At 61.6% G+C, this 12,492-nt stretch carries 14 protein-coding genes; 8 read left to right on the top strand and 6 right to left on the bottom strand.

From position 1 onward, the window contains the following. The first annotated feature begins 74 nt into the window (after positions 1 to 74). Complete coding sequence (locus ACFRFQ_RS05880) at positions 75 to 1,262, top strand: ATP-binding protein (RefSeq protein ID WP_138873464.1); 1,188 nt, start codon at positions 75 to 77, stop codon at positions 1,260 to 1,262. Continuing rightward, complete coding sequence (locus ACFRFQ_RS05875) at positions 1,259 to 1,978, top strand: M50 family metallopeptidase (RefSeq protein ID WP_378654288.1); 720 nt, start codon at positions 1,259 to 1,261, stop codon at positions 1,976 to 1,978. The genes ACFRFQ_RS05880 and ACFRFQ_RS05875 overlap by 4 nt, the downstream gene beginning before the upstream one ends. Positions 1,979 to 2,037: 59 nt before the next feature. On the opposite strand, the gene ACFRFQ_RS05870 is transcribed toward ACFRFQ_RS05875, so the two are convergent. Then, a complete protein-coding gene (locus tag ACFRFQ_RS05870; RefSeq protein ID WP_378654285.1) occupies positions 2,038 to 3,045 on the bottom strand; it encodes an NAD(P)H-dependent glycerol-3-phosphate dehydrogenase in 1,008 nt (335 codons plus the stop codon). A gap of 97 nt (positions 3,046 to 3,142) precedes the next feature. Beyond that, positions 3,143 to 3,859, bottom strand: a complete 717-nt coding sequence (locus ACFRFQ_RS05865; protein ID WP_378654282.1) for a FadR/GntR family transcriptional regulator — start codon at positions 3,857 to 3,859, stop codon at positions 3,143 to 3,145. 132 nt (positions 3,860 to 3,991) lie between these two features. Here ACFRFQ_RS05865 and ACFRFQ_RS05860 point away from each other — a divergent pair, with 132 nt between their 5' ends. The 3 genes from ACFRFQ_RS05860 (at position 3,992) to ACFRFQ_RS05850 (ending at position 6,987) form a co-directional block, all read left to right on the top strand. Next, positions 3,992 to 5,380: a GntP family permease gene (locus ACFRFQ_RS05860; RefSeq protein WP_378654280.1), complete on the top strand. Its 1,389-nt coding sequence runs from the start codon at positions 3,992 to 3,994 to the stop codon at positions 5,378 to 5,380. 9 nt (positions 5,381 to 5,389) lie between these two features. Next, the gene (locus ACFRFQ_RS05855) at positions 5,390 to 5,914 is read left to right on the top strand and encodes a gluconokinase (protein ID WP_378654277.1); all 525 of its coding nucleotides are present in this window, start codon (positions 5,390 to 5,392) and stop codon (positions 5,912 to 5,914) included. A 101-nt stretch (positions 5,915 to 6,015) separates the two neighbouring features. Continuing rightward, positions 6,016 to 6,987, top strand: a complete 972-nt coding sequence (locus tag ACFRFQ_RS05850) for an alpha/beta hydrolase (RefSeq protein WP_378654274.1) — start codon at positions 6,016 to 6,018, stop codon at positions 6,985 to 6,987. 1 nt (position 6,988) lies between these two features. On the opposite strand, the gene ACFRFQ_RS05845 is transcribed toward ACFRFQ_RS05850, so the two are convergent. Next, positions 6,989 to 7,558, bottom strand: a complete 570-nt coding sequence (locus ACFRFQ_RS05845; protein ID WP_378654271.1) for an NTP transferase domain-containing protein — start codon at positions 7,556 to 7,558, stop codon at positions 6,989 to 6,991. Positions 7,559 to 7,562: 4 nt separating this feature from the next. Next, the gene (locus ACFRFQ_RS05840; RefSeq protein WP_378654269.1) at positions 7,563 to 8,405 is read right to left on the bottom strand and encodes an alpha/beta hydrolase; all 843 of its coding nucleotides are present in this window, start codon (positions 8,403 to 8,405) and stop codon (positions 7,563 to 7,565) included. 148 nt (positions 8,406 to 8,553) lie between these two features. Between ACFRFQ_RS05840 and ACFRFQ_RS05835 the strand changes: the two genes are divergently transcribed. Both ACFRFQ_RS05835 and ACFRFQ_RS05830 read left to right on the top strand, forming a co-directional pair. Next, positions 8,554 to 9,663, top strand: a complete 1,110-nt coding sequence (locus tag ACFRFQ_RS05835) for a DUF6670 family protein (RefSeq protein ID WP_378654267.1) — start codon at positions 8,554 to 8,556, stop codon at positions 9,661 to 9,663. Between the two features lie 18 nt (positions 9,664 to 9,681). Continuing rightward, positions 9,682 to 10,257 carry an AAA family ATPase gene (locus ACFRFQ_RS05830; protein ID WP_378654264.1) on the top strand — a complete coding sequence of 192 codons (576 nt, stop codon included), beginning with the start codon at positions 9,682 to 9,684 and terminating at the stop codon, positions 10,255 to 10,257. On the opposite strand, the gene ACFRFQ_RS05825 is transcribed toward ACFRFQ_RS05830, so the two are convergent. Further along, positions 10,240 to 10,884, bottom strand: a complete 645-nt coding sequence (locus ACFRFQ_RS05825; protein WP_378654262.1) for a formylglycine-generating enzyme family protein — start codon at positions 10,882 to 10,884, stop codon at positions 10,240 to 10,242. The genes ACFRFQ_RS05830 and ACFRFQ_RS05825 overlap by 18 nt on opposite strands. A gap of 7 nt (positions 10,885 to 10,891) precedes the next feature. Next, positions 10,892 to 11,737 carry a mechanosensitive ion channel family protein gene (locus ACFRFQ_RS05820; protein ID WP_378654260.1) on the bottom strand — a complete coding sequence of 282 codons (846 nt, stop codon included), beginning with the start codon at positions 11,735 to 11,737 and terminating at the stop codon, positions 10,892 to 10,894. Positions 11,738 to 11,823: 86 nt separating this feature from the next. Here ACFRFQ_RS05820 and ACFRFQ_RS05815 point away from each other — a divergent pair, with 86 nt between their 5' ends. After that, positions 11,824 to 12,462, top strand: coding sequence for a DUF2461 domain-containing protein (locus tag ACFRFQ_RS05815; RefSeq protein ID WP_378654257.1), 639 nt, complete (start codon positions 11,824 to 11,826; stop codon positions 12,460 to 12,462). The last annotated feature ends 30 nt before the right edge of the window (positions 12,463 to 12,492 follow it).

Below are 12,492 nucleotides of genomic sequence, written 5' to 3'. Positions count from 1 at the left end.
TTATTCCTAGTTCTCTCTAGGACACGCGCTAGATATCGGCATATTCGGCTAGTCGACTTGTACCGTCGATGGGCATGGATCCCGTACGAAATCCGTATGCCCCTGGCGCCGGCCAACGGCCGCCGGAACTGGCCGGTCGAGACAAGCAGATTGACGCGTTCGACGTCGTGCTCGAGCGCATCGCACGCGGACGGCCCGAACGCAGTGTTGTCCTGACCGGGCTCCGCGGTGTAGGGAAGACCGTGCTGCTGAATCAGCTTCGGTCGGCGGCAATCTCGAAGAGTTGGGGGACCGGCAAGATCGAGGCTCGCCCAGATCAAGACCTACGACGCCCACTGTCGTCCGCCCTGCATATGGCCGTCCGGGAGATTGCTGTCTCGCACCGCGATCCCGAGCGGGTCGAGCAGTTTCTCGGTGTCCTGAAATCGTTTGCGCTCCGGGCGACGGCAGACAAGGGGATGCGTGAGCGGTGGCAACCCGGCATAGACGCGCCGGCCCTGAAGGGTCGGGCGGACAGTGGTGACATCGAAATCGACTTGGTCGAACTGCTGATGGATGCGTCGTCGCTGGCGCGGGACGTCGGTGTCGGTATCGCGATTTTCATCGACGAAATGCAAGACCTCGGTGCGGCGGACGTATCGGCGATCTGTGGTGCTTGCCACGAATTGAGTCAGGATGCAGCGCCTTTGATCGTGGTGGGAGCAGGTCTCCCGCACCTTCCTGCGGTGCTGTCCGCGTCGAAAAGCTACTCGGAGCGGCTGTTCAGCTACCACCGGATCGATCGACTCGAACGCGGTGCAGCGGACCAGGCGTTGATCGCACCCGCTGCGCGTGAGGACGTCGAGTTCACGGACGCAGCGCTCGACGCTCTGTACGACGCGGCGGACGGCTATCCGTATTTTGTGCAGGCCTACGGAAAAGCCACGTGGGATGTGGCTGCGTCGAGTCCGATCACGAAAGATGATGTGCGGGTAGGTGCTCCGACGGCCGAAGAGGAATTGGCGGTCGGGTTCTTCGGATCACGGTATGAGAGAGCAACTCCGGCAGAGCGGGAGTACATGCGCGCCATGGCGGACCTGTCCGGTGACGACGGCCCGGTAGCGACGGCGGCGATCGCGGTGGAACTCGGACGCAAGCCCGCGTCGTTGTCGCCGGCGCGTGACGGACTGATCAAGAAAGGCCTGATCTACTCCGCGGAGCGCGGGTCGATCGGATTCACGGTGCCGCACTTCGGCCGCTACTTGCGTGGGCAGGCAGAGTGAACGCGCTCGAGACGGCCTGGGATCGGGTTACGGCGATCAGTCCTGCCCCGCAAACCTGGGTGGTTCCACTGGCCGCACTTGTTGCTGTGGTGATTGTCCTCGAACCACACCTGTGGCGGGTTGCCCGCAATGTCGTGACCATTGCTCACGAGGGTGCTCACCTCATTGTTGCCGTTCTGGTCGGTCGACGGTTGAAAGGTCTTCGGCTGCACTCGGATACATCGGGAGTTGCCATCTCGTCGGGTAAGCCGACCGGATTCGGCGTCATCGTGATGACGTTCGCAGGCTACGTGGGCCCGTCGATTCTCGGACTGGGAGCGGCTGCCTTGCTGGGTGCGCAACGGGCTGTGCTGGTGTTGTGGATCGGACTGTTTGTTGTTGCGGTGATGATGGTGTTGATCCGCAATCTGTACGGAGTGTTCTCGCTAGCTGTTGTCGGGGCAGCGCTGTTTGCTCTCGTGTGGTGGGGAACGGCGGAACTGCAGGTAGCCGCCGCATACTTCTTGACACTCTTCCTGCTGTTTGCCGGACCTCGCCCTGTTGTGGAACTGCAGCGTCAGCGCAGTCGTCGCGGCGGCGCGCCGGATTCCGACGCCGATCAACTGGCCAGACTCTCGCCGATACCCGCGATCGTGTGGGTTGGCTTGTTCTTCGTGGTGACCGTGGGTGTGCTGGCTGTCGGTGGTTGGTGGATCCTGCGCCCGGTGGGTGCGTGAGCGTCGATTGACTTATCTACAGGTATCTAGCAAGCAGACTAGATACCTGTAGATATTCATCACGCGATGTCTTCCTCGTCGCCCGCGGCTACCTTCTGCAGGCCTCGGTAAGCGTCGTTGGCGCTCTGACGACCGGCGATGACGGCCTCGACCTCCGCCGCAATAGGCATGTCCACGCCGTACTCGCGGGCCAGGGCCATGACCGTCGGCGCAGTCTTCACGCCTTCGGCAACCTGCCCCAGCTTCTCTACGGCTTCCTCGACCGTCAGTCCCTGTGCGAGCGCTTCGCCCACTCGGCGGTTGCGGGAGGTGGGAGCCATGCAGGTGGCAATCAAATCGCCGACACCGGTCAAGCCGGCAAACGTTCGCGGATTGGCGCCCATCGCTTCGCCCATTCGCGTCATCTCTGCGAGTCCACGAGCCAACACCATGGCGCGGGTGTTGTCGCCGACGCCCAGACCGTCAGCCATCCCGGACGCAATCGCGACGATGTTCTTGAGGACGCCGCCGAGTTCACAGCCCAGAACGTCGGTGTTGCGGTAGACGCGGAACACCGACGACGCAAAGAGCGGCTGCAGGGCTGCGGCAACGCGGTCGTCCTGCGTCGCGACAACGGAGGCGGCGGCCATGCCGTCGACAATCTCCTTGGCGATATTGGGTCCGGCCAGAAGCCCGACGGGATGCCCGGGCAGGCACTCGGCAATCACTTCGGTGGGTCGCTGGCGAGTCCCGGGCTCCAGGCCCTTGGCGAGGGACAGGATCGGAACCCACGCACGAACCTCGTTGGAGATCTCGGCGAGTGTGGATCGCACGGCGTGTGACGGAACGCCACAGACCAGGACGTCGGCCTCGCGGGCTGCCTGAACCAGATCGTCCGTTGCTTTCAGGCCCTTCGGAAGCCTGCGTTCGCCGAGGTACCTGCTGTTGGTGCGCTGGGAGTTGATCTCGTCAGCGGTATCGGAGCTGCGCGCCCACAGCAAGGTGGGTGTGTTGCGGGCGGCCAGCCCGGCAACCGTGGTTCCCCAGGATCCGGCGCCGAGAACAACGACGCGTACCGGGCGGGCCATCAGAGTGTGCTCTCGGGCGTGGCGAGTGATGTCATGGTTCCAAGCGTTCCACTTGCGGAGCGGTTGCGGAGCAAATCAGCAGAGTCTGTGGTTCGAACTACAGCGGGGGAGACGTGCGCATGGTTTCGACGGCGTCGGCGGACTCCGCGACTATCGATCGCATCGCGGCTTCAGCGGCCTCCGCGTCACCGGACTGAATTGCCGACGCGACCACTCCGTGCAGGTGAATCGCTTCCGGATCGGCTTCGTGGGGCATCAGCGAGTGGCGAGTTCTACCCTCGAGGATCTCGACGACAATCTGCGACATCGCGCGCAACATCGGGTTTCCGGACGCGGCGAGCAGAGTGCGATGAAAGTCCGAATCGTGTCCCAGATAGGCGTCGGTATCGGCGGAGCGTGAGGTAGCTGACATTCCGATCACGGCCGCAGTGAGCGCGCCGCACTGCTGCGGAGTGGCCCGGGTAGCAGCCAAACGAGCGGCCAACGGTTCGATCCCCGAGCGTAGTTCGCTGAGGATCGACAGTTGCTCGAACCGGCCGGGGCCGGCCAGCTGCCAGCGGATGACATGGGGATCGAGAGCATTCCAATGCTCCGATCCGAGGATCGTGATTCCGACCCGTCGACGCACCGAGGCGAGGCCGAGTGATTCGAGTACTCGCACCACTTCCCGGATGACCGTGCGGGATACGTCGTAGCGGGTGGCGACCTCATCCGCGGAGATAGTGGTGCCCGGTCCGAGGGTGCCACTGACGATGTCTTGACCCAGTTGTTCCAGCATCGAGTCGTGCAGTTGCTGAAACGGAAGTGTGGCCATGCGTAGATCGTCCCATGTGTATGGATTAAGCCCGATGAAAGTCCGATAAATACTACAAATTAGTGTCGAGTCTTGAAATTGTAGGTTAATTAAGGAACAGTGACCTCCATCACTCGTTGGACTGGAGTCCCTATGCACACCACAGCACTGTTGGCGGCCGAGGTCGTCCCAGCTGGAAGCGATGCTCGACTGATCATCGCCGCCGTCGCGGGCGTCGCCGTGATCATCGCGCTCATCACCTGGCTCGATCTGCACCCCTTCCTTGCTCTGTCGATCGGAGCCGTGGGTGTCGGACTGGCTGCCGGGCTCGGTTCGGCCGAGTCCGTTGCGGCCTTCGCAACAGGGTTCGGCTCGACGATGGGCGGCGTCGGCATCCTTATCGGTTTCGGTGCCATGTTCGGCAAACTGCTGGCCGACTCCGGCGGTGCTGATCGCGTCGTGGACACCCTCGTCAGCCGATCCAGTGACCGGGCGTTGCCGTGGACGATGGCTCTGGTGGGCGCCGTCATCGGTCTGCCGATGTTCTTCGAGATCGGCCTCGTCCTGCTGATGCCCGTCATCATTCTGGTGGCTCGTCGGTCCGGGCAGTCCTTGATTCGTATCGCGATTCCCACCCTCGCGGGCCTCTCCGCGATGCACGGTCTGGTTCCGCCGCACCCCGGTCCGCTGGTAGCCGTTTCCGCGTTGAACGCCAACCTCGGTCTGACCTTGGCACTTGGTGTACTCGTTGCCATCCCGACGGTGATCTTGGCCGGCCCGGTCTTCGGCAAGATCGCGGCCCGCTGGGTCGACGTCAAAGTTCCCGATCTCTTTGTCACAGGCGAGGATCGGGGCGAAGAGGAGAAGGCGCAGCGCCCCAGCTTTGCGGCCACTCTTGCATCGATCATGCTTCCCGTGGTGCTCATGCTCGGTAAGGCTTTGGCTGAGGTCATTGCCCCTGATTCCGAATCGCTCCCCAAATCGATACTCGACTTCCTCGGAACCCCGGTGGTTGCTTTGGGACTCGCGGTTCTGGTCGGCATGGTGCTGCTCGGGCGCGGCGGCGGAATGGATCGCAAGGCCATTTCGAAGTCGCTCGAGAGTTCACTGCCGCCTATTGCCGGCATCCTGCTGATCGTCGGTGCCGGTGGCGGATTCAAGCAGGTGCTTATCGACACCGGTATCGCCGACGTGATTGCCGACGCGATCAAGGGCAGCAGCTTGCCGGTGCTCTTCCTGGCCTGGCTGGTCGCTGTATTGATCCGTGTCGCAACAGGTTCGGCAACGGTGGCGACGGTCACGGCGTCCGGAATCCTGGCTCCCGTTGCCGCCGAGCTTTCATCCACTCACGTTTCGTTGATGGTGCTGGCAATCGGCGCGGGTTCGCTCTTCCTTTCACACGTCAACGACGCAGGATTCTGGTTGGTCAAGGAATATCTCGGCGTCACCGTTGTGCAGAACCTCAAGACGTGGACGGTGATGGAGTGCATCATCTCGGTGTCCGGACTTGCCGGTGTCCTTGTCCTGAGCGCATTTATCTAGGGGCTGGACATGACTGAAAAAGCAGCACAGAAGAACCCCGTGCTTGTCGTGATGGGTGTCTCGGGCTCCGGGAAATCGACTGTCGGCGGAATGATCGCCGGCGCGATGGGCTGGGATCTCCAGGAGGGCGACGATCTTCACCCACAGGCCAATATCGAGAAGATGGCAACCGGTCATCCGTTGAACGACGACGACCGCTGGCCGTGGTTGGCCAAGATCGCACAGTGGATCACGCAGCACACCGATGCCGGACGACCAGGCATTGTCACGTGCTCGGCTCTCAAGCGCAGCTATCGCGACATTCTGCGGGGCGAGAACGTGGTGTTCGTTCACCTCGCCGGTTCACGCGCTCAGATCGGCCAGCGGCTCACTGCGCGCCTCGATCACTACATGCCGCCATCACTGCTGGACTCGCAGATCTCCACGCTCGAGCCGATCGACTCGGACGAACAAGCGATCATCATCGACGTCGGTGGCAGTCCAGTCGAGATAGTGGAGGACATTCTGCGGCAGCTCGAAGAGATCGGCTACTGAGTTTCGGGCGCCAGCCTGTTCTGCGGAATTGCCGTCGGTTATCGTTCAGTCGAGGTATGTGTAACTCTGATACACAAAATATCTTGACCTGGGAGGACGCTATGCGGACGCGAGATTCGACGGTATGGCATTGGAACGTGAGCCCGCGCGCACGGTTCATCTTTGCTGTCACCAGGACATTTGTGAAGCCCGCATTCACCTACTGGCCGACCAGCGACCGCGGGATCCGGCAACTCGAAAAGCTCGACGCGCTTGCCGATCGCCTCCCCAAGCCCAAGAATCTCGACATCGAACCGCTGACGATGGGCGGGGTTCCCTGTGAGAAGGTGACGCACCCGCGCCGCGCTACCGGTGCGCTCGCGGGAGCCACCATTCTCTACTTCCACGGCGGTGGATTCATCTTCTGCGGACTTGCCACCCACCGAGCACTGTGTGGCCTGCTGTCCGCCAAAGCCGGTGTCCCGGTGATCTCCGTTCGGTACCGGCAGTTGCCGGAAGGATCGATCGGCACGTCTGTGGTCGATGCGATGGCCGCATACACGGCATTGTTGGAGACCGCGGAAGATCCGAACAAGATTGTGGTTGCCGGTGATTCGGCAGGCGGCTATCTGGCAATGAAAGTCGCCGAGATAGCCGCGCTGCGAGGAATCACGCGCCCGGCCGCCGTTATCGGCTATTCGCCGCTCCTCAACGTCGACCTCGAGGAGCACGATCCCGATTTCATGAAACGCGATGCGTACCTGCCGATGTCACAGGTCGAGAAACTGAAGGACCGTTGGTTGAACGGGCCGGACAACATTGTCGGTGAGCAGTCTCCGATCAATGCCGACCCCAAGTTGCTTGCGCCCTCGTTCCTGGTGTGCGCCGAGTACGAACTGATGCGCCCGGACGTCGAGATAATGACCGAAAACTTCATCAAGGCACAGCAAACCGTCGAAACCCACATCTGGAGTGGGCAGATCCACGCCTTCCCGGTAATCGGAAAGGCGCTGCGCGAAGGGCGCACGATCGTTGATCTGAGTATCGTGTTCCTGGAACGGACCTTGGCGTCGAAGCGCCAGATCAGCGCATGATTCAGGCCTGCGGGTAGTCGACGTCTCGGCCGGTGCTCAGATCCGAGCACTCCACTTGATCGGCGTGGTGCGCGCGCAGATAGCCGTTGGCGCCGCTGTCGCCGGCCAGGGAAGCGATCAGTGCCGGCCAGTGATCGCGGCCGATGATGACAGGATGTCCTGGGGTGCCGTGAAATACGGCGCGCCGCAGGGTATCTGACGGAACAGGCGTCGGACCGATCGCTCGAGATATTGTCTCGACGTCGAGGTCGGGTAGATCGACAAGAGTGATGACGGCGGCTGGGGCATCGACGTTTTGTGCCGCCGCCAGGCCCGCGCGAAGTGATTCACTCATACCCTTCTGCCAGTCCGATTCCACCACAAGGATATCCGCGGAATCAGGCGGCAGCAGTGCTGCGGCGTCGGCTGCTTGTGCTCCGAGCACCACGATCACCGGGGAGCAGCCCGCATCGCGGAGAGTGGACACACCGCGGCGTAGCCATGATCGACCGTCGGCGTCGAACTTCAAAGCCTTGGGTGTGCCCATGCGGGATCCTCCGCCTGCGGCCAAGAGGATCCCGCACGCTGCCATCGAACTACGCTCCAGTGACGCGAGGACGCAACCACTCGACAAGATCGTTGAGAACTTCTTCCTGCTCAGGCTCGTTGAAGATTTCGTGATACAAGCCGTCATAGACCTTCAGTGTCACATCCGGGGAGCCGGCGAGGTCCGCAACCAGCTTGCTGCCGGCCGGGTCGGTCAATCGATCTGCCGAACCATGCTGCAGCAGAACCGGAATGGTGAGTGAGGGGAGGCGCGCCGGGAAGCTTTCCGCAGCGGTGATCATTCCGCGCGCAATACCGGCGGGAACCTTGCCGTGGTGCACCAACGGGTCGGCGTTGTACTTGTCGACGACCTTCTGATCGCGCGATACTGCAGCAGCTTCCAGGTTCTCGACGGGCACATCGGGGAGGTATTTGCCCAGGAACTTGCCTACCTGCATCACGATCTTCGGAGTGCCGGTTGCGATGATCACAGCGGGTCCGGAAAGCGCGAGTGCTGTGAGGTCGGCCTGATGATCGAGGGCGTACGAGAGCGCGATCGCGCCGCCCATGCTGTGCCCCAGAAGGAACTTGTCCTTGCCGGGATAGGCGGCGGTAGCGATACCGAACAGGGTGTTGACGTCATCGGTGAAGTCGGAGAACTCCTTGAGGTGAACACGCTTACCGCCGGAACGTCCGTGCCCGCGATGATCAGGCGCGTATACGACCAGGCCGAGTTCACCCAGTCTCGCAGCCACATGGTCGTAGCGCCGAGCATGTTCGCCGAGTCCGTGGCACAGGACAAGGATGCCGGTGGGGTCGCGGTCCGGCGTCCACACGTCGTAGACGATCTTGGTGCCGGACACTCCTGTGAACGACGACTCTTCACGCTGCATTGTTGCGCCCTCTCTCCCCACCGGTTCCGGTGCGCGGATTCTTCACATGTTATTCGCCGCCGGCGCAGGGCGCGGGTGTTCAAGGTGTGAGGTCACCGAGGAAATTCCGACACTTGTTTGTTACGGTTGGTTACATTAACTTGGGGTCGTGACCGGACAAACTGTTGATCGTTTCCGCACTGCCGCCACCACCCGCTCGCGGCGGTGGTGGCGACCCGCGGTTCGGGCATTGCTGGACGGCGCTCTTCCGCTGATCGACAAACGGATGGCCGAATCGGTACGCCCGTTCGATCGACCGGAGATGATGCGCCCGCATCTTGCGTCGCGAAAATTTGCCTGGACGCACTACGGGATTTTCGTTCCCGAGTTGCCAGGGCCTTTTCGCTATCTCAACACCATGACGTTGATCGGCGCCACCGGGACGGTGGTCTTCGACAACGACTATCTCGCTGCACCCGACGCGCGAAACACCGCAACCGTGCTGAGTTCCACCGCTGCGCCCGGGCACTACTTCTATCGGGCGTACGACGCCGACGACGAGTGCGCTTTCGAAGAAGACGGTTCGCGAATTGCCTTCGGTGACAATCTGATCATCGAGAACAACTATCCGAATTTCCGTGTCAACGGGAGATACGACGTTTTCGACGTGGATCTGGAGATAGTGGCAACAGATCAAGCGTCGTGGTTCGTACGCAATCCGGTCTACGACCACGTCAGTCTCCTGGCGCAGTGTTCGGGGACGATCTCGAGCCCGGATGGACCGGTGAGTATTTCGGCTCCGTGTACCGTTGAATACGCGCGGTGCATGACACCGCAATCGTTGACTCGCCGCGCCCTTCCAGAGTCGTGGAAGCTCCCGGCCGACTTCTTCACCTATCAGATCGTTCAACTCGACGACCGGCATCAACTGTTGCTCACCAATGTTCGAGCGTCAGGGGTGACGGCGTGCAAGCTCGCCTACGTTCGAACTGTGGACGGTAGCGCAAGGGTTTTCGACGACGTCGAGTTCGATGTGCTCGAGTACGCCGACGCATTGCATGTCGATCCACAGGGTCGTGAGATGCGTGTGCCGCGCGTACTGCGTTGGCAGGTACGCGATTACGGCAGGACTGTCGTGGAGTTCGAGGCGGAGATCGACTCGGAGTGGCGCTACGGTCACGGTAAGGGATACGTCGGCGCGTACACCTACCAGGGGAGTTTCGACGGTGCGTCGATCAACGGCACCGGTTACATCGAATGGGTGGACTGCGAAGTGTAAGGCCCCTAGTGTGAATCGGTGCCTTTCGTAGACCCCACCGCGCTGACGATTCGTCCGCAGAAGATCCTTGTCGCGGGGACCTCCGGTGCCGGAAAGACGACTCTCGCCGGGCGAATCGGGCAGCTTCTCGAGATCGAACACACCGAGATGGACTCTCTTTTCCACGGGCCCGACTGGACTCCACTCGAGAGTTTCGAAACCGAAGTACGACGCTTTTCCAGTGAACCGGCCTGGGTGGCCGAGTGGCAGTACGGTGCGGTGCGTGGGCTTCTGGCCGAGCGTGCCGACCTGATGCTGTGGTTGGATCTGCCTCGGCGAACGGTGATGCGCCAGGTGATTACACGAACCGTACGTCGTCGTCTGCGGCGAGAGGTGTTGTGGAGCGGCAACATAGAGCCGCCACTGCACACCGTGCTGTTCGAGCGAGATCACATCGTTCGATGGGCCTGGAGAACAGACCGCCGCAATGCCGAGCGAATGGCCACGGTCCTGGTCGATGTGCCGTCGTTGCCGATAGTTCGGCTTGGCAGTCGCCAGGAGATCGAGGCCGTGCTCGAGGTGCTCGCCTGCCTGCCCTCAGATCGTCTGAGCTAAGCGAAATCCCAGGTCGTCGATAGCAAACGTCGGATGGCTTCGCCGCCTTACGGTAGCGCCACAACCGCGCTCACTTTCGGCCCAACTGCCGCCGCGAAAGATCCGGTAGGTGCCGTAAACCTCAGGGTCGTAGAGATCCCAGCACCATTCCCAGACATTGCCGATCATGTCGTAGAGACCCCAGTTGTTTGGTGCCTTCGTTCCGACGGGATGCGCTCTACCATCTGAATTATCGCTGTACCAGGCAATCTCGTCGATCTCGCCGTAGCGGTAGCCGGAGGTGCCGGCCTTGCATGCGTACTGCCACTCGGCCTCGGTGGCGAGTCGGTAGCCGGTTGCCGCCTGGTCCCACTGCGGAGAATCGGTGTCGACGTCCTGATACGCAGGCGTCAGACCGTCCGCGACTGACAGTGTGTTGCAGGTTGCGATGACATCTTTCCAAGAAAGGTCGACTGCGGGTTTGCTCGAATCGGCCGACGAATCACCGTGAAGCAGCGCGCTGGTGGTGAGATGACGCGCGAGGCGGAACGATTCGACTCTCGAGGTCCACGCAGTGCCCTTGCGGTCGTCCCGAAGATGCACCTCGCCGGCGGGGATCTCGATCATCAACTCCGCTGCTCCGGTCATGCGTCCATCATCGCAGAACAGGCAGGTAGGGTGCCTCGATTCCCTGCTCCTCGAACGCTGTCAGTGCCGAGCGGGCAAACGCGCGCTGGACCGCCCATTGGCGTCCAGGCTTCACCTGCGCTGTCACTCGAATGGTAATTGCTTCTGCAGTAACCGAATTGACTCCCAGCATCTCGGGCTTTTCGATCATGTCCGCCCTGATCGGTTCGGACTCCGCTGCCTCGAGGACAGCTCGCGTCGCCACCTCGCACGCTTTGTGCACGTTCGCGTTGTGTGCGATCGGGAGATCGAGCACCGCAGTGGCGTAACCCTGACTCATGTTGCCGACTCGCAGGATTTCGCCATTACGGCAGTACCACAAGGTTCCGTTTGCATCTCGTACCGTGGTGACGCGCAGACCGACGGTTTCGACAGTGCCCACTGCATCACCCAGGTCCACGACGTCACCGACGCCGTACTGGTCCTCGAGCAACATGAAGATTCCGGAGAGAAAGTCACGCACCAGGTTTTGCGCACCGAAACCGATGGCCAGACCGATGACTCCGGCCGATGCAATGAACGGCGCGACGTTGATCCCGAGAATTCCGAGGATCTGCAGCACACACCAGACAAGGATCACGATGGATACCGTCGATTTGAGTACCGAACCGATGGTCCGGGCTCGCTGCGATCTGCGTTCGTTCACCCTGGCGTTCGGAGACTTGCGAGGCTTCGACATTCGATCGATCCCGCGGTGCAGCGCGAAGCGCAGCACCACCGCGAGCGCCACGTAGATCGCGATCTCGACAGGTCGGTGGATCAGCCAGTCTCGGTTGGTGTCGGTCAGTTCCCATGCTTGTATTTCGGAAATCATCCCCATGCAGTCTACGGATTGCACTCGATCCGGGCATCGATGCAGGGCAAGCGGTCCAAAGTCCAACAGGCAGCTAGGCTTACGTCATGGCTGCGTTCACTGGCATACCCGTTGCTGCACTCGATTTCTACGAAGACCTCGAGGCCGACAACAGCAAAACCTGGTGGGCGGCGCACAAGGAGACGTACGACGAGATGGTTCGTCGTCCGATGGCGTCGTTGACCGCGGAGTTGGAAGATGAATTCGGAACGGCCAAGCTCTTTCGGCCGTATCGTGACGTTCGATTCTCGAAGGACAAGATTCCGTACAAGACTCATCAGGGTGCGTTTGTCGGTCTCGCTGAGAGCTGTGGCTACTACGTGCAGATCGATGCGGCAGGGTTGATGGTGGCCGGCGGGTTCTACGCCAGCAGTTCGGAGACGATTGCGCGCTATCGAGCGGCTGTCGACGACGACGTTCGGGGCGCAGAGCTCGAGAAGATCCTGGCCTCCGTCGAGAAGGCCGGATTCGCGATCGGTGGCGACAAGCTCAAGACGGCACCTCGCGGATACACGGTGGACCACCCGCGAATCGAGTTGCTCCGGCACAAGTCACTGACTGCGGGACGCACCTACCCAAGTCCGTCGTGGTTGGACAGTCCTCGGACGTTGAAGGAAGTCCGCAAGGCGTGGCGCGCATTGACACCGTTGGTCGAGTGGTCCGGGCAGGTGCTGGGGGCGAACTGAGAGCAGTGGCCGGAACGGAACACTTCTGGG

The sequence above is a fragment of the Rhodococcus sp. NPDC056743 genome (assembly GCF_042790355.1).
GTDB lineage: Bacteria > Actinomycetota > Actinomycetes > Mycobacteriales > Mycobacteriaceae > Rhodococcus_F.
This window is presented reverse-complemented; position numbering and strand designations above follow the sequence as displayed.

Bases quoted from the DNA above. Each gene is read 5' to 3' on its own strand.
- ACFRFQ_RS05880 (WP_138873464.1), top strand. From the start codon at position 75: ATGGATCCCGTACGAAATCCGTATGCCCCTGGCGCCGGCCAACGGCCG.
- ACFRFQ_RS05870 (WP_378654285.1), bottom strand. From the start codon at position 3,045: ATGGCCCGCCCGGTACGCGTCGTTGTTCTCGGCGCCGGATCCTGGGGA.
- ACFRFQ_RS05865 (WP_378654282.1), bottom strand. From the start codon at position 3,859: ATGGCCACACTTCCGTTTCAGCAACTGCACGACTCGATGCTGGAACAA.
- ACFRFQ_RS05860 (WP_378654280.1), top strand. From the start codon at position 3,992: ATGCACACCACAGCACTGTTGGCGGCCGAGGTCGTCCCAGCTGGAAGC.
- ACFRFQ_RS05855 (WP_378654277.1), top strand. From the start codon at position 5,390: ATGACTGAAAAAGCAGCACAGAAGAACCCCGTGCTTGTCGTGATGGGT.
- ACFRFQ_RS05850 (WP_378654274.1), top strand. From the start codon at position 6,016: ATGCGGACGCGAGATTCGACGGTATGGCATTGGAACGTGAGCCCGCGC.
- ACFRFQ_RS05845 (WP_378654271.1), bottom strand. From the start codon at position 7,558: ATGGCAGCGTGCGGGATCCTCTTGGCCGCAGGCGGAGGATCCCGCATG.
- ACFRFQ_RS05840 (WP_378654269.1), bottom strand. From the start codon at position 8,405: ATGCAGCGTGAAGAGTCGTCGTTCACAGGAGTGTCCGGCACCAAGATC.
- ACFRFQ_RS05825 (WP_378654262.1), bottom strand. From the start codon at position 10,884: ATGACCGGAGCAGCGGAGTTGATGATCGAGATCCCCGCCGGCGAGGTG.
- ACFRFQ_RS05820 (WP_378654260.1), bottom strand. From the start codon at position 11,737: ATGATTTCCGAAATACAAGCATGGGAACTGACCGACACCAACCGAGAC.
- ACFRFQ_RS05815 (WP_378654257.1), top strand. From the start codon at position 11,824: ATGGCTGCGTTCACTGGCATACCCGTTGCTGCACTCGATTTCTACGAA.